This is a genomic window from Pseudomonas sp. P20, from assembly GCF_016463925.1.
In the GTDB taxonomy this organism is placed as follows: domain Bacteria; phylum Pseudomonadota; class Gammaproteobacteria; order Pseudomonadales; family Pseudomonadaceae; genus Pseudomonas; species Pseudomonas aeruginosa.
This window is the reverse complement of sequence record NZ_JAEMVM010000007.1, coordinates 495,792-512,105: the sequence shown is the minus strand read 5'-3', so window position 1 is coordinate 512,105 and position 16,314 is coordinate 495,792. Positions and strand designations below refer to the sequence as shown.

13 protein-coding genes are annotated in these 16,314 nt (G+C 67.5%); 9 read left to right on the top strand and 4 right to left on the bottom strand.

The window, feature by feature from the left end:
- Positions 1–86 precede the first annotated feature (86 nt).
- The 4 genes from speA to JHD77_RS09710 form a co-directional block, all read right to left on the bottom strand.
- On the bottom strand, positions 87–1,997 hold the full coding sequence (speA, locus tag JHD77_RS09725) for an arginine decarboxylase (protein WP_003095365.1): 1,911 nt from the start codon (positions 1,995–1,997) through the stop codon (positions 87–89).
- Between the two features lie 250 nt (positions 1,998–2,247).
- The gene (locus tag JHD77_RS09720; protein WP_003106225.1) at positions 2,248–2,619 is read right to left on the bottom strand and encodes a translation initiation factor Sui1; all 372 of its coding nucleotides are present in this window, start codon (positions 2,617–2,619) and stop codon (positions 2,248–2,250) included.
- Between the two features lie 203 nt (positions 2,620–2,822).
- A complete protein-coding gene (locus JHD77_RS09715; RefSeq protein ID WP_003095369.1) occupies positions 2,823–3,359 on the bottom strand; it encodes an NUDIX hydrolase in 537 nt (178 codons plus the stop codon).
- Positions 3,360–3,362: 3 nt separating this feature from the next.
- The gene (locus tag JHD77_RS09710) at positions 3,363–4,433 is read right to left on the bottom strand and encodes a DUF2333 family protein (RefSeq protein WP_009877155.1); all 1,071 of its coding nucleotides are present in this window, start codon (positions 4,431–4,433) and stop codon (positions 3,363–3,365) included.
- 352 nt (positions 4,434–4,785) lie between these two features.
- Between JHD77_RS09710 and gcbA the strand changes: the two genes are divergently transcribed.
- The 9 genes from gcbA to JHD77_RS09665 all read left to right on the top strand — a co-directional run bounded on the left by gcbA (position 4,786) and on the right by JHD77_RS09665 (position 16,151).
- Positions 4,786–6,414 carry a diguanylate cyclase GcbA gene (gene gcbA / locus JHD77_RS09705; protein ID WP_003106227.1) on the top strand — a complete coding sequence of 543 codons (1,629 nt, stop codon included), beginning with the start codon at positions 4,786–4,788 and terminating at the stop codon, positions 6,412–6,414.
- A gap of 77 nt (positions 6,415–6,491) precedes the next feature.
- Entirely contained in the window at positions 6,492–8,465 is a 1,974-nt protein-coding gene (ctpL, locus tag JHD77_RS09700; protein ID WP_031756948.1) for a methyl-accepting chemotaxis protein CtpL, read from the top strand.
- 159 nt (positions 8,466–8,624) lie between these two features.
- On the top strand, positions 8,625–10,400 hold the full coding sequence (locus tag JHD77_RS09695) for a protein-disulfide reductase DsbD (RefSeq protein ID WP_023092661.1): 1,776 nt from the start codon (positions 8,625–8,627) through the stop codon (positions 10,398–10,400).
- Between the two features lie 143 nt (positions 10,401–10,543).
- Complete coding sequence (gene aroQ / locus JHD77_RS09690) at positions 10,544–10,987, top strand: type II 3-dehydroquinate dehydratase (RefSeq protein WP_003095385.1); 444 nt, start codon at positions 10,544–10,546, stop codon at positions 10,985–10,987.
- A 23-nt stretch (positions 10,988–11,010) separates the two neighbouring features.
- Positions 11,011–11,481, top strand: coding sequence for an acetyl-CoA carboxylase biotin carboxyl carrier protein (gene accB, locus JHD77_RS09685; protein WP_003110495.1), 471 nt, complete (start codon positions 11,011–11,013; stop codon positions 11,479–11,481).
- A 17-nt stretch (positions 11,482–11,498) separates the two neighbouring features.
- On the top strand, positions 11,499–12,848 hold the full coding sequence (accC, locus tag JHD77_RS09680) for an acetyl-CoA carboxylase biotin carboxylase subunit (protein ID WP_191519350.1): 1,350 nt from the start codon (positions 11,499–11,501) through the stop codon (positions 12,846–12,848).
- A gap of 110 nt (positions 12,849–12,958) precedes the next feature.
- Entirely contained in the window at positions 12,959–13,825 is an 867-nt protein-coding gene (locus JHD77_RS09675) for an EI24 domain-containing protein (RefSeq protein WP_003112326.1), read from the top strand.
- Between the two features lie 80 nt (positions 13,826–13,905).
- Complete coding sequence (gene prmA / locus JHD77_RS09670; protein WP_003112237.1) at positions 13,906–14,790, top strand: 50S ribosomal protein L11 methyltransferase; 885 nt, start codon at positions 13,906–13,908, stop codon at positions 14,788–14,790.
- 95 nt (positions 14,791–14,885) lie between these two features.
- Positions 14,886–16,151: a DUF3426 domain-containing protein gene (locus JHD77_RS09665; RefSeq protein ID WP_031756950.1), complete on the top strand. Its 1,266-nt coding sequence runs from the start codon at positions 14,886–14,888 to the stop codon at positions 16,149–16,151.
- Positions 16,152–16,314 lie beyond the last annotated feature (163 nt).

Sequence of the window (16,314 nt, the reverse complement as noted above, 5' to 3'; positions counted from 1 at the left end):
AGACAACGGAAACGAAACGGCCGGCGGGCGCCTCGCGCCCGCCGGCCATTGCCTGGTTCGCTTCCCGTCGCCGACGGGCTAGCCAGTCAGGACAGGTACGCCGAGCGGGTCAGCCCCAGGCGCAGCGCATCCAGGTACTGGTTGCGCTCGCGGGCGGTGAGCTTGGCCCCGGCGACCTTGTCGCGGTAGAGGGTCATCAGTTCCTCCGGCGACAGGTGCACGTAGCGCAGCATGTCCTCGATGGTGTCGTGGGTCTCGATGCCGGCGTGATAGATGCCGCCGTCTGCGCGCTGGTAGACGTTCACCGAGTCGGTGTCGCCGAACAGGTTGTGCATGTCGCCGAGGATCTCCTGGTAGGCGCCGACCAGGAATACCCCGATCAGGTAGTCCTCGCCCTCCTTCACCTCGTGCACCGGCAGGCTGGTCTCGATGCTCTGCTCGTCGACGTACTGGGTGATCTTGCCGTCGGAGTCGCAGGTCAGGTCCTGCAGTACCGCGCGCCGATCCGGCTCCTCGCCCAGGCGGTGCAGCGGCAGGATCGGCAGCACCTGGCCGATGGCCCAGGTATCCGGCAGGCTCTGGAACACCGAGAAGTTGCAGATGTACTTGTCGGCGAGCTTGTCGTTGAGTTCGTCGAGGACCTGCCGGTGGGAGCGCTGGCGGGCCTTGAGCTGGTTGTGCAGGCGCCGGCAGATAGCGAAGTAGCACTGCTCGGCGAGGGCTTTCTGCGCCAGGCTGATCTTGCCGTCGGCATACTGCGCGGCGGCGTCGCCGATGTAGTGGGTGGCGCGCCAGTAGGTCTCGGTGACCATCTCGGCATCGGTCGGGCCGAGCAGTTCGGCCAGCCAGCGGACGATCTCCGGCTGCTCGTCGAGATCGACGATCTTCGGCACGTCGTCGTTGTGCCGCTCGACGTCGGTGACCTGGGTGATCAGCACCGCATGGTGCGCGGTCAGCGCCCGGCCGCTCTCCGAGAAGATGTGCGGATGCGGCAGGCCCTGGGCGTCGCAGAACTCCTTGAGCATGCCGACCACCACGCCGGCATAGTCATCGATGTCGTAGTTGATCGAGCTGGCGTTGCGCGAATGGGTGCCGTCGTAGTCGACGCCGAGGCCGCCGCCAACGTCGATGTGATCCACCGGCAGGCCGAGCGCGCGCAGCTCGCCGTAGTAGCGGATGGCTTCCTTGAAGCCGTGCTGGTAGTCGGCCAGGTTGGCGATCTGCGAGCCCATGTGGAAATGCAGCAGGCGCACGCCCTGGTCGAGACCGGCCTGGCGGAAGCGCTCGACCACCGACAGCAGCTGGGCGGCGGAAAGGCCGAACTTGGCCTTCTCGCCACCGGTGTCTGCCCACTTCGACGAAGCCAGCGAGGACAGCCGCACGCGCAGGCCGACCTGGGGCTGCACGCCGACGTTGGCGGCCTCCTCGATCACCAGCTGCACCTCGGATTCCTTCTCGATCACGATGAACACGTTGTGCCCGAGCTTCTGCCCCATCAGCGCCAGCTTGATGAACTCGCGGTCCTTGTAGCCGTTGCAGACGATGGTGCCGCCCTTCGGGGCCAGCGCCAGCACCGCCATGAGTTCCGGCTTGGAGCCTGCCTCCAGGCCGATGGAGACGTTCTCGGTGGCGATGATGTTCTCCACCACCGCTTCCTGCTGGTTGACCTTGATCGGATACAGCGCGGTATAGCGGCTCTGGTATTCGAGGCGCTCGATGTTCGCGTCGAAGGCGCCGGTGAGCTTGCGCACGCGGTCCTGCAAAATATCCGGGAAGCGCACCAGCAGCGGCAGGCTCAGGCCCGCCTCGCGCAGCTGGCCGACCAGCTCGTAGAGATCGATGGGCGTCGAGTCGGCACCCTGCGGACGCACTTCGACATTGCCGCCATCGTTGATGGCGAAATAACCCGCACCCCAGTGGCGGATGCCGTATACGCCGCGGCTGTCGGCCACGGTCCAGTTGCTGCCATCGTCTTTGCGAGTCCGTCGAGCGGCCATGCGCGGTGATCTCCTCAATGTTCGGGGTCGGGCGGGCGCCGGGATCTCCGGATGGCCCTGGGCCGGCACGCCTGTGGTGGAGGCTAGCCGGAGGATGTGACGTTGCCGTGTTGACCGCCACACTGGGCGGTAGTTTAGGAAAGCCGAGGAAATCCGCTCATGCGGGTATCCGCAGTCTCCCATCTAGGGAAAGGGCTGGTGCGGCCTTCGCGGTGCCGGACCTGCCCGCTCTCTGCAGGGGAGAACGCGGTCAGCCGCCGGACTTCTTCGCCTTGAAACCGCGCTTGAGGAGTTCGTCGATCAGCAGTTCGACATGCTCGCCCTGGATCTCCACCACGCCGTCCTTGAGACTGCCGCCGGTGCCGCAGCGCCGCTTCAGCGCGCTGGCCAGCTCCTTGAGCGCATCGCCGGCGAGCGGCAGGCCACTGATGGTGGTCACCGTCTTGCCGCCGCGGCCCTTGGTCTCGCGGCGCACGCGCGCGATCCCGTCGCCGACAGGCGCTACGGCCTGCCCGCAGATGCAGGCGTCTTTGGGTTGCTGGCAGTCCGGGCAATGCCGGCCGCCATCCGTGGAATACACCAGCCCGCCGAGGGCGGACAGGGACGAAGCTTTTTTGACCACCGGGCGTTTCCCCCAGAATGGCCTCGACGGGCCAGGTCAACAACGATGGCCGGCGGGAGCCGACCGCGACGCCCCACTCAGGCAGGGGCTGCGCAGGGGCGGCATGGGGACCGCCCGAAAAGGTCGCGCAATTTAGCAGCATTGCGAGCAAATGCTAAGAGCGAAAATGCGCCATTGATCGGTGAAATGGCGACATCCGCGGCTCAGGCGTCCAGGTACAGGCGCAACGCCTGCAGGGAATCGGGGCAGTACGGCAAGCTGCGAGCCTCCTCCAGCGCCAGTTCGGGACGGATGAAGCGGGCCTCGGAGATTTCCTCCGCCTGCAGGCGCAAGGGCGCATCGGAGACGGCGGAAAACACCGCGCACCAGAGCCGGTTGCCCGGTTCGTCGAAGAAGAAGCGACCATGTTCGCGCAGGACCGCGTCGCGGATTCCCAGCTCTTCCTCCAGTTCGCGGGCGGCGGAGTCGGCGTAGGGCTCGCCGGCCTGGACCATGCCGCCGGCGGCGAGGTCCCAGTACCCGGGATAGACCGCCTTGCTCAGGGTCCGGCGCTGCACGCACAGCTCGCCGGCGGAGTTGAACAGCAGGATGAAGGTGCCGCGACCGATCAGCCCGCGCTCGCGCAGCTCCGCGCGCGGCAGGCTACCGAGCGGGCGGTCCTGCTCGTCGACCCAGGCGATGAGTTCGGCGTCGGAGGCGGCCCGGTGGGCCACCTCTTCGGCGCTGATCGGCGCGGCCATGGGTCAGCCCTGGGAAAGCAGCTGGCGCAGGTCGATCACCGCGGCGTTGGCGCGGGAAATGTAGTTGGCCATCACCAGCGAGTGGTTGGCCAGGATGCCGTAGCCGCTGCCGTTCAGCACCATCGGGCTCCACAACGGCTCCTGCGCGGCCTCCAGTTCGCGGATGATCTGCCGCACGCTGACCGTGGCGTTCTTCTTCGCCAGCACGTCGGCGAAGTCGACCTCGATGGCGCGCAGCAGGTGCGACAGCGCCCAGGCCTGGCCCCGGGCCTCGTAGAAGACGTTGTCGATCTGCAGCCAGGGGGTTTCCTGGACCACTTCCTCGACCTTGGGCGCCTCGCCCGGCTGTACCTCTTCGGGGTTCTTGATGTTGGTGTTCAGCTTGACCCGGCCGACGCTCGCCGACAGGCGCTGGGACAGCGAGCCCAGGCGGGTGGCGACGTCGCCCAGCCAGTTGTTCAGGTTGTCGGCACGGGCATAGAACTGCGCGTTGGGCTGGTTCGGGTCGGACAGGCGAGCCAGGTAGCGGTCCAGCGACTTGATGCCTTCCTGGTACTCCGACTCGGACGCCGGCAGCGCCCAGCTCTTGTTGTCGAAGTTGAAACGCGGCTCGGCGCGAGCCAGGTCGGCGTCCTCGGTGGACTGCGACTGCGAACGGGCGAAATCCTTGCGCAGCGCCCGGCTGATGTCGCGCACCTGGACCAGCACGCCATACTCCCAGCTGGGCATGTTGTCCATCCAGATGCCCGGCGGGAAGATGTCGTTGGAGATGTAGCCGCCCGGCTTGGTCAGCAGGGTATCGACTACTTCCTTGAGGGTTTCCACCGTGGTGTAGCCGGTGACCATCTGCCGCCCGGCGCGCTCGGCGGCGGCCTGGGCGCCCTGCTGCACGGGGAACAGGTCGGGTTCCTGGCTCCAGTACCAGCCGACCAGCATCGCCACCAGCAGGTAGATGCCCAGCAGGCCTCCCACCACGCGCACCAGCCAGGGGCCGCCGAAGTAGGTACGCACATCATCCACGGAATTGTCCACGCGATCGCGCATGGTCCCACGACGCTTCTTCCAGTCCAGCATGGCAAGGGTCCTTAAAACAGCTCGATAGATGGGGGATTGGACCATGGCGAACGCGTTCCGTGCCAAGCGCCAACCCTTCCAGGACGCCGAAAACCTCGGCATCGTCGGCTTTCAGCGTAGTGGAAGCCGGTTTTGTGCCGGAATGCTCAGTGAGAATTTTCCGAAACAGGCATAAGCATGCCGTAGTCCGTCGCACAAAGGCACCCACCAACAGGTGGGGATGACATTTGGAAAAGAAAAGGCTCCTCTCGTCAGCCGCCCAACGGCCGCTGGCTTTCATGGCGATAGGTGATAGCATAGAGCCATCATTCGCAGCGACGCTCTGCCGCGAAGACCACGAAAGAAGCGCGTCATGATGACCGAGCACGATGACCCGACCCTGGACCGCCTGAAGCACCACTTCGCCCAGCGAGTGATCAACCAGGCGCGCCAGGTTCTGGAGGTCTGGCAACGCCTGACCCGCGCGGAGTGGAACAGCGACGGCATGGAAGAACTGGCCGACGCCACCCTGCGCCTGCAGCGCTACGCCGAACGCTTCGAGCAAGCCGAGCATGCCCAGTTGGCCGGTGCCATCGACCGTACCCTGGACGTCGTCGAGGCCAACCGCGGCCGGCTTTCCAGCGAGTCGATCAGCGAACTCAACCAGTTGATGCAGCGCCTGTCGCGCACCGGCCTGCGGCATGGCGACCAGCTCGAGCACACCGTCCTGCCGCCGTTGCGCAAACCGGTCTACCTGGCACTGAAGGACCGCGAACGCGCCGAGCGCCTGGCCCAGCAACTGGAGTTCTTCGGTCTGCAGGCGCTGAGCTGCGAGACCGCCGACGCCTTCCGCGCCAGCATGCGCGAACGCTACCCGGCGGCGATCGTCATGGAAGTCGACTTCGCCGGCCCCGACATGGGCCTGCGACTGGCCAGCGAGGCCCAGGCCGGCCTCGAACACAAGCTGCCGGTGCTGTTCTTCAGCGACAGCGAAACCGACACACCGACCCGCCTGGCCGCGGCCCGCGCCGGCGGCCAGGAATTCTTCACCGGCACCCTGGACGCCTCCAGCGTGCTGGAAAAGATCGAGACCCTCAGCCGCCTGAGCTTCTACGAGCCCTACCGGGTACTGATCGTCGACGACTCCCGGGCCCAGGCGCTGCACACCGAGATGGTCCTCAACAGCGCCGGGATCATCACCCGCGCACTCACCGAGCCACTGTCGGTGATGGCCGAGCTGAGCGACTTCCAGCCCGACCTGATCATCCTCGACATGTACATGCCCGAATGCCTGGGCACCGAATTGGCCAAGGTGATCCGCCAGCACGAGCGCCACGTCAGCGTGCCGATCATCTACCTGTCCGCCGAGGACGACCTGGACAAGCAGCTGGACGCCATGAGCGAAGGCGGCGACGACTTCCTCACCAAGCCGATCCGCCCGCGCCACCTGATCGCCACCGTGCGCACCCGCGCCAGCCGCGCGCGCAGCCTGAAGGCGCGGATGGTGCGCGACAGCCTGACCGGCCTGTACAACCACACCCATACCCTGCAACTGCTCGAGGACGCCCGTCTGCGCGCACGTCGCGATGGCCGTCCGCTGAGCTTCGCGATGCTCGACATCGACCACTTCAAGCAGGTCAACGACCGTTTCGGCCACCCCATGGGCGACCGGGTGATCAAGGGCCTGGCGCTGTTCCTCAAGCAACGCCTGCGCAAGACCGACCACATCGGCCGCTATGGCGGCGAAGAGTTCGCCGTGGTCCTTCCGGACACCGACCTGGACGCCGCGCGCCTGGTGCTCGACGAGATTCGCCAGCGCTTCGCCGAGATCCACTACCCGGCGCAACCGACCGACCTGCGCTGCACCTTCAGTTGCGGCATCGCCGAGCTGACCCCGGACCTCGATATCAAGAGCATGGCCAAGCAGGCCGACGAAGCGCTGTACCGGGCCAAGCACGGCGGGCGCAACCGGATCGAAGTATATCGTCCCGACGCTCGATAATGGCCTTTTGTCATCAGCCGGTAACCGAACGGAAATAACCTGCGATCTCGCCGTTCCGTAGTCGGACGAGACTCGCCATGCGCCTCAAGCAACTCACCAACCTCAACACCCTGCTCCTGCTCACCGTCTGCCTCGCCCTGGGAATCACCCTGTGGTGGTCGCAACGCGCCATGGAGCGGCCCTTCCAGTTGCTCGACCAGTACCTGGAGCTGTCACAGCGCTTCGACGAACAGGTCGCGCGCAACATCCGCCAGTACCTCGGCAGCGGCGACGCCGTGCGCCAGCAGGCCGCGCTGCAAGCCCTGGAAAGCCTCGCCGAGGCCTTGCCGGAGCTACCGCCGGACCTCGCCCGGACCCTCGCGCCAAGCCTCGCGGAGTTGCGCGAATTCAGCGCCGGCGACCTGCTCGCCGCCGGCAAGCTCGCCGGCGACCCGCAGGGCCTGCTGCTACAGGCCGAGCGCGACCTCACCGGCAACCTGGAACAATGGTCCGCCTACCTGGACGCCGCGGCGGGGCAGCCCCAGGCCGGCGCCTACCGCACCCCGCTGCTGCTCGCCAGCCTGCACCTGACCCGCCTCAGCCTGGCCCGCGCCAAGCTGGTGGAAAGCGCCAACCCGGCCCTGGCCGGCGACGTCGAGCGCGAATTGGCCAACCTGCGCGAGCAGGCCGGGCGGATCGAGGCCTTGCCGCTGCTCGGCGTGCTCGACGAGCAACGCTCGGCCAGCGACGACTTCGCCGCCATGATGGGGCTGGCCGGCGACGCCGAGGCTGGCGCCGGCAATGCCGAAGACCGCGGCGTGGCGCTGCGGCGCGAACTCGCCAGCCTGCTGCAACGCTATCCGGACGAGTTACGCCGCACCCGCGACCTGATCGAGCGTCGCCAGCAACTGTCCGCCGACACCGGCGCCAGACTGGACGCGGTGCGCCAGGCCCTGGCCACCCTGGAACCGCAGGTGCGCGGCGAACGCCAGCGCCTGCAAGGCCAGGTACGCCTGATCCAGGGTGGGATGATCGCCCTGATCCTGCTCATCGCCCTCGCCATCGACAGCCTGCAAAGACGCCTGGCGCGGGTCCTCGGGCAACTGGTGCCGGCGCTCTCGGCCTGGGCCGACGGCGACTTCTCGCGCCCCATATCCCTGCATACCCGCACCGAGGACCTGCGCAACCTGGAAGATTCGCTGAACCGCCTGCGCAGCTTCCTCGCCGAGCTGGTCGGCGCGATCCACCGCCGCGCCGAACAGGTCGCCGGCAGCAGCCAGACCCTGGCCGAGGTCAGCAGCGGCCTGCACGCCGGGGTCGAGCACCAGGCCGGCGATACCGGGCAGATCCGCGACGCCCTCGGCGACATGGAAGCGGCGATCCAGCAGGTCGCCGGAGACGCCAGCCAGACCGCCGACGCCAGTCGCAGCGCAGGCCAGGCAGTGGAGCATGGCCAGCGGGTGATCGGCGAGAGCCTGGGCGGCCTGCGCGAGCTGGTCGACGAGGTGCAAGGCAACGCCCAGTCGATCGAGCGCCTGGCCGAGGAGTCGGCGACCATCGGCAGCGTGCTGACGGTGATCCGCTCGATCGCCGAACAGACCAACCTGCTCGCCCTCAATGCCGCCATCGAGGCCGCCCGCGCCGGCGACCAGGGCCGCGGCTTCGCCGTGGTCGCCGAGGAAGTCCGCTCGCTGGCCCAGCGCACCGCCGGGGCCACCGAGGAGATCCAGCAGCTCATCGGCCGCCTGCAACAGGCCGCGCGGCAATCGGTGGAGGCCATGCGCAGCCAGGTCGAGCATGCCGAACGCACCGCCGAACAGGCCGGCGCGGCGGAGGGCGCGCTGGACGAAGTGGTCGCCGCGATCCATACCATCGGCGTGATGGCCGAACGCATCGCCGAAGGCTCGACCCAGCAGAGCCAGGCGGTCGGCGAGATTCGCTCGCACAGCGAACGCATCCACGCCCTGGGCGGGGAAAACCTGCGGCTGATCGGCCATAGCCGCGAACAGGGCGAGCAACTGCGGCAACTGGGCGGCGACCTACGCACCACGGTGCAGGCCTTCCGCCTGTGACCCTGCGGCGACGTGCCGCAAGGCGCCAGAGGAACCGTCTGGCTTCGGACCGGTCGGATACCGCTCAGCGGAACCGGGGCAGGACCTGATCAGCCGCACGGGGCTCGATCGGGCCCGGCTTTCCGCTATCATTCCGGCTTTTGATCCGACGAGATATCCATGCGCCGCCTGCTGACCCTGATCCTCCTGCTGGTCGCCCTGCCCGCCGGCGCGGGCCTGTTCGACAGCCGTCCCGGCGCCTCCCTCGGCGGCGGCCTCGATGGCGGCGACTTCCTCAAGGTCGACCAGGCGTTCAAGCCCAGCGTCGAGCGCAGCGACGCGCAGCACGTGCTGCTGCGCTTCGTCAACGCCGAGGGCTACTACCTCTACCGCCACCGCTTCCAGTTCAAGGTCGAGCCAGCCCAGGTCAGCCTCGGCCAGGTGCAGCTGCCGGCGGGCAAGCAGCACCACGACGAGTACTTCGGCGATACCGAGGTCTACTACAACATCGTCGACCTGGAGATTCCCCTGAACAACCCGGCACGGCAGCCCTATACCCTCGTGGTGACGTACCAGGGCTGCGCCGACAAGGGCCTCTGCTACCCCCCGGAAACCAGGCGCTTCGACATCGACGGCGGTGCCGCGACGCCAGCCGCGAGCGACGCGGCCGGCAAGGGCCCGCTCGAGCACAAGGGCAAGCGCAGCCTGCTGTTCTTCTTCCTCGCCGGCCTGACCCTGACCTTCACCCCCTGCGTGCTGCCGATGCTGCCGATCCTCTCCGGAGTGGTCCTGCGCGGCCGGCCGGGCGGTGGTCGCGGCTTCGTCCTGTCGCTCGCCTACGTGCTGCCGATGGCGCTCTGCTTCGCCCTGCTCGGCGCGCTGATGGGCATGTTCGGCGCCAGCCTCAATCTCCAGGCGCAATTGCAGTCGCCCTGGGTACTGGTGCCATTCGCGGCGTTCTTCGCGCTGTTCGCCGTGGCCATGTTCGGCTTCTTCGAGCTGCGCCTGCCCGGCTTCATCCGCGAACCGCTCGACCGCCTGGCCGGCGATGCGCGCGGCGGCTCGATCCTCGGCGCGGCCACCCTCGGCGTGCTTTCCAGCCTGCTGGTCTCGCCCTGCGTCTCCGCCCCGCTGGCCGCCTCGCTGCTCTATATCAGCGCCAGCGGCGATGCCTGGGGGGGCGGCCTGCAACTGTTCGCCCTCGGCCTGGGCATGGGTACGCCGCTGGTGGTGTTCGGCGCCGGCGGCGGCGCCCTGCTGCCCAAGAGCGGAGCCTGGATGAACGGCGTGCGCAACGCCTTCGGCGTGCTGTTGCTGGCGGTCGCCGTGTGGCTGCTGGAGCGGGTGGTGTCCGGCCCGGTGGCGCTGATGCTCTGGGGCATGCTCGCCGGCGGCGCCGGCCTGGCCCTGGGCGCCCTCGAATTCACCCCGAAGAGCGCCGCACGCCGCCTGCTGCAACTGCTTGGCCTGATGTTCCTGACCTACGCGGTGGCCGCCTGGATCGGCGCCCTGCAGGGCGAGTCGGACCCGATCCATCCGCTGGGCCGCTCGGTGCCGTCGATCCATGCCGGGCCGCCGAGCACGCCCGGCGAATGGCAGAACCTGACCACCCCGGCGCAGTTGGACGCCGCCCTGGCCGAGGCACGTCAGGCCGGCAAGCCGGTGCTGCTGGACTGGTATGCGGACTGGTGCATCAGTTGCAAGGTCATCGAGCGCCAGGTTCTCACCGATCCCACGGTGCAGGCACGACTGCCGGCCTACCGCCTGCTGCGCTTCGACATCACCGAAAGCAACCCGGCCCAGCGCGGCCTGCTGGACCGCTACAACCTGTTCGGTCCGCCGGCGATCCTGTTCTTCGCCCCGGGCGGTGACGAATGGAGCGACTTGCGCGTCATCGGAGAGATCGACGCCGCCGGGCTCGCCGAACGACTGCGCCGGGCCGCTACCCGGCAGTGACATGCGCTGACATACTTCTGCCGCAATTGCCGGTCAACATGCGGCGATCTACTGCAATCTAACAGTGACTGGACAGTCATACGGAAATTCCGGCATAGTGCCCGCTTGCCGTTTGCAGCCTGTACAGGACAATCAACAAGACAATGGCGACCCTCCTCGTATTGCACGGGCCGAATCTGAACCTGCTGGGCACCCGCGAGCCCGGCACCTACGGTTCGACCACCCTCGGGCAGATCAACCAGGACCTCGAGCGCCGCGCCCGCGAAGCCGGCCACCACCTGCTGCATCTGCAGAGCAACGCCGAATACGAACTGATCGACCGGATCCATGCCGCGCGCGACGAAGGCGTGGACTTCATCATCATCAATCCGGCGGCATTCACCCATACCAGCGTCGCGTTACGTGACGCGCTGCTTGCGGTGAGCATCCCATTCATCGAAGTGCACCTGTCGAACGTGCACAAACGTGAACCTTTCCGGCATCACTCCTACTTCTCCGACGTGGCGGTAGGGGTGATCTGCGGTCTCGGCGCCACAGGCTACCGCCTGGCCCTGGAATCCGCCCTTGAACAACTTCAACGCCCCTGACCTCACTGGGAGTGCTAGCGCTAATGGACATTCGTAAAGTCAAGAAACTGATCGAGCTGCTGGAAGAGTCCGGTATCGACGAGCTGGAAATCCGCGAAGGCGAAGAGTCGGTACGCATCAGCCGCCACAGCAAGACCGCCGCCCAGCCGGTGTACGCACAGGCTCCGGCCTTCGCCGCTCCGGTCGCCGCGCCGGCGCCGGCAGCCGCCGCTCCGGCCGCCGCTGCCGCGGAAAGCGCCCCGGCCGCTCCGAAGCTGAACGGCAACGTGGTTCGCTCGCCGATGGTCGGCACCTTCTACCGCGCCGCCTCGCCGACCTCGGCCAACTTCGTCGAAGTCGGCCAGAGCGTGAAGAAAGGCGACATCCTGTGCATCGTCGAAGCCATGAAGATGATGAACCACATCGAAGCCGAAGTTAGCGGCACCATCGAGTCGATCCTGGTGGAGAACGGCCAGCCGGTTGAGTTCGACCAGCCGCTGTTCACCATCGTCTAAGCCGCGGGGAACCTGCGATGTTGGAAAAAGTGCTGATCGCCAACCGCGGCGAAATCGCCTTGCGCATCCTTCGCGCATGCAAGGAGCTGGGGATCAAGACGGTGGCGGTACACTCCACCGCCGACCGCGAGTTGATGCACCTGTCGCTCGCCGACGAATCGGTGTGCATCGGTCCGGCCCCGGCCACCCAGTCGTACCTGCAGATCCCGGCGATCATCGCCGCGGCCGAGGTCACCGGCGCCACCGCGATCCACCCCGGCTACGGCTTCCTCGCCGAGAACGCCGACTTCGCCGAGCAGATCGAACGCTCCGGCTTCACCTTCGTCGGCCCGACCGCCGAGGTGATCCGCCTGATGGGCGACAAGGTTTCGGCCAAGGACGCCATGAAGCGCGCCGGCGTCCCCACCGTGCCGGGCTCCGACGGCCCGCTGCCGGAAGATGAAGAGACCGCCCTGGCGATCGCCCGCGAGGTCGGCTACCCGGTGATCATCAAGGCCGCCGGCGGCGGCGGTGGGCGCGGCATGCGCGTGGTCTACGACGAGTCCGAGCTGATCAAGTCGGCCAAGCTGACCCGCACCGAGGCCGGCGCGGCGTTCGGCAACCCGATGGTCTACCTGGAGAAGTTCCTGACCAACCCGCGCCACGTGGAAGTCCAGGTGCTTTCCGACGGCCAGGGCAACGCCATCCACCTCGGCGACCGCGACTGCTCCCTGCAGCGCCGCCACCAGAAGGTGATCGAAGAGGCGCCGGCCACCGGCATCGACGAGAAGGCTCGCCAGGAAGTCTTCGCCCGCTGCGTCCAGGCCTGCATCGAGATCGGCTACCGCGGCGCCGGCACCTTCGAGTTCCTCTACGAGAACGGCCGCTTCTACTTCATCGAGATGAACACTCGCGTGCAGGTGGAGCACCCGGTATCTGAGATGGTCACCGGTGTCGACATCGTCAAGGAGATGCTGCGCATCGCCTCCGGCGAGAAGCTCTCGATCCGCCAGGAGGACGTGGTCATCCGCGGCCATGCGCTGGAATGCCGGATCAACGCCGAAGACCCGAAGACCTTCATGCCCAGCCCGGGCAAGGTCAAGCACTTCCACGCCCCCGGCGGCAACGGCGTGCGCGTCGACTCGCACCTCTACAGCGGCTACAGCGTGCCGCCGAACTACGACTCGCTGGTCGGCAAGGTCATCACCTACGGTGCCGACCGCGACGAGGCGCTGGCGCGGATGCGCAATGCCCTGGACGAGTTGATCGTCGACGGTATCAAGACCAATACCGAACTGCACAAGGACCTGGTGCGCGACGCCGCCTTCTGCAAGGGCGGGGTGAACATCCATTACCTGGAGAAGAAACTGGGTATGGACAAGCACTGATCCGTCAGTCGCTGCGCACAAGGGCTGCCTCCGGGCGGCCCTTGTCGTTTCCGCCTGCCGGCCGCCCCAACGGTGCTATCCTCGTCGCCCCTCCACCACCGGACTCCTGCATGGAACGCATCCGCCGCTGGTACCGCCAATCGCTGGCCGCCGCGACCGAGGCCGCGACCTGCTTCGCCTTGGGTTTCAGGGAAAGCCTGCAACCCGCCGCACTCTTCCGCTCCGCGAGCCTGTGCATTCTCGTCAGCGTGCTGTGCACCTGGCTGTTCGTGCATTTCTTCGAACCGATCATCCGCCTCTGCGGCTGGGCCGCGCTGTACACGGCATTCAGCGTGGCCAACTTCGCCCTGATCCCCAGCGGCTCGCTGATCGAGGCCGGCAGCGGTGGCCCGTACTTCGATCCGCTGGCGGCCTTCAACGGCCTGGCGGGACTGGCGCAACTGGCGTTCTATTTCGTCGGCTATGCCGCGCTGTTCTTCGTCGCCCTGTACGCCGCCAGCATCGTCTTCGGCATCCGCCTGGGCCTGCGCATCGGCCTGCTCGGACAACTGAAGGAACAGGTCCGCCAACGCTACCCGCGATTGGCACCTGCCTCCGGCGAAAGGATCTCGCTGTGGCGTGCCGCCGGCTTCCGCCTGGCACCCTGGCTGGGCGTTTCCGGATCGATCCTGGTCGGCCTGCTGGTTCCGCTCTACAACGGTGTACTCCTGCTGCTGGCGCTGGCCTACCTGAACATCCGCTTCCTGCTGCCCGCCACGCTGGCCGGGCTGGCCGATGCCGGCGAGCAGCTCGCCGTGCTTCGTGCTCGCCGCGGCAGCCTGTTGCTGTTCGGCCTGCTGATACTGCTCCTGGCGCTGGTGCCGCTGCTCAACCTGCTGCTGCCGGCGGTGCTCGGCGGCGGTACCTGCCACCTGGCCAATCGCGGCCTGGCGCAACTGCGCGGCGAGGCCACGGCAGAGAGTGGCAGCGCCGGCTAGCCTCAAGTAAGCTTGCGCGGTGGAAAACGGGTCGCCCCTGGGCGGCCCGTTTCGTTTACAGCCGCAACAGAGGTCGCCCCATGCCCTGGTTACAAGTTCGCCTGGCCATCACCCCGGAACAGGCCGAAACCTACGAAGACGCCCTGCTCGAAGTCGGCGCCGTCTCCGTGACCTTCATGGACGCCGAAGACCAGCCGATCTTCGAGCCGGACCTCGGCACCACCCCGCTGTGGTCGCGCACCCACCTGCTGGCGCTGTTCGAAGCGGACACCGATGAGACCGCCCTGCTCGCCCACCTCGCCTTGCTTACCGGCGGCGACCTGCCCGAGCACCATGTCGAGGAAATCGCCGACCAGGATTGGGAACGCAGCTGGATGGACAACTTCCAGCCGATGCGTTTCGGCCGCCGCCTGTGGATCGTGCCGAGCTGGCACGCCGCCCCCGAGCCGGACGCGGTCAACCTGCTGCTCGATCCGGGCCTGGCCTTCGGCACCGGCACCCACCCGACCACCGCGCTGTGCCTGGAATGGCTCGACGGCCAGGAACTGGCCGGCCGGCAGGTGCTCGACTTCGGCTGCGGCTCGGGAATCCTCGCCATCGCCGCGCTGCTGCTCGGCGCCGAACGGGCGGTCGGCACCGACATCGATCCACAGGCCCTGGAAGCCTCGCGCGACAATGCCTCGCGCAACGGTATCGAGCCCGCGCGGTTCCCTGTCTACCTGCCGGCGGACCTGCCGCAGCGACAGGCCGACGTGCTGGTCGCCAATATCCTCGCCGGCCCGCTGGTTTCCCTCGCCCCGCAACTGACCGGCCTGGTACGTCCCGGCGGCCTGCTGGCGTTGTCCGGCATCCTCGCCGAGCAGGCCGAGGAGGTCCGCGCGGCCTACTCCGCACACTTCGATCTCGACCCGACCGCCGAGCGCGAAGGCTGGATCCGCATCAGCGGCCGCCGCCGCGCCGATTGATGGCGCGCCGCCAGCCACCACTGATCCCGCCCCACTGCCTTCGTGCAAGAAGCTTGGGGTAGACTAGCCGCCGGATTTTCCCTACGGATCGCCGCATGAGCGAAAGCGTCATCACCCAATGTCCCCATTGCAGCACCAGTTTCCGCGTCAACGACGCGCAACTGGGCGCCGCCAATGGCGCGGTCCGCTGCGGCACCTGCCTGAAAGTCTTCAACGCCCTGCAACACCAGGTCGGTGGCGCGCCGCGCGCGAACGCTCCTTCGGCAGCCGAAGCGAAGCCGGTCGCCGCTCCGCCACCCGCGCCCAGCGTCGCGGGCGCGCCCCCGGCAGCGCGCCCGCGCGACGAAACCCTGTGGATCCATGACGACCTCGACCTGGACAGCCTCAACCTCGACGAGGAACTGGCCAAGCTCGACGAATTCGAGCTGAACCAGGAGTTCTCCAGCATCGAGAAGGCCCCGCGACCGGCGGAGAGCCTGCTGGCGCGCCGCGACGACGAACGCGATCCACACGACGAACGCTGGGCCGAGGCGCTGATCGCCGATGCCGAACCGGCCCAGCCGGCGCGCGGCAACCCGCGCCAGGAACCGAGCCTCGGCGAACCGCTGGCGGAAGAGCGGGTATCCTTCGTGCCGCTGCGCCGCGCCGAGGATCCGCCGGAACTTCGCCTCAGCCTCGATGACGACGATGACGACGAGCCCAGCCTCGGCAAGCGCCGCCACGGCCTGAGCGCCCTGGATGAAGACGACGAGGAAAGCGCCGAGGAACAGTCCGTCGCGCCCCTGGGCAGCGCCCGCAAACCGGACGAGGCGCCGGTCGAGAGTCTCGACCAGTTGCGCGACGAGCCGCTGCAACTGGCCTGGGAGAAGCCCCGGCGCCAATGGCCGCGGCGTCTCGGCTGGCTGCTGCTGATCCTGCTGGCGCTGGGCGGTCTCGCCGCTCAGTACATCGCCTACCATTTCGACGAACTGGCGCGCCAGGACGCCTATCGCCCCTGGTTCGCCCAGCTCTGCCCGGAAATCGGCTGCACCCTTCCCTCCAAGGTCGACGTGGAGCAGATCAGGAGCAGCAACCTGGTGGTCCGCAGCCATCCCGAATTCAGCGGCGCGCTGGTGGTCGACGCGATCATCTACAATCGCGCCAGCTTCTCGCAGCCGTTCCCGCTGCTGGAACTGCGCTTCGCCGACCTCAACGGCCACCTCATCGCCAATCGCCGCTTCAAGCCCGGCGAGTACCTCGGCGGCGAGCTGGCCGGACGAACGGAAATGCCACCGCAGGTACCGATCCACGTGTCGCTGGACATCCTCGACCCGGGTCCGAAGGCGGTGAACTACAGCCTGAGCTTCCATTCCCCGGAGTGACCGGAAAGACCTCGCCGGTCGCCGCCGGGCCGCTACGCCCAACCGCTCGCGCGGAGCGCCAGGCGCAAGTGCCGCTCGTCTTCCAACTGTAAGAACTAAGGAATCGGCTGTTCAGAATTTATCCAAAACAGCCTTTATCCGGTCATCCAGAGCGGGTATCATG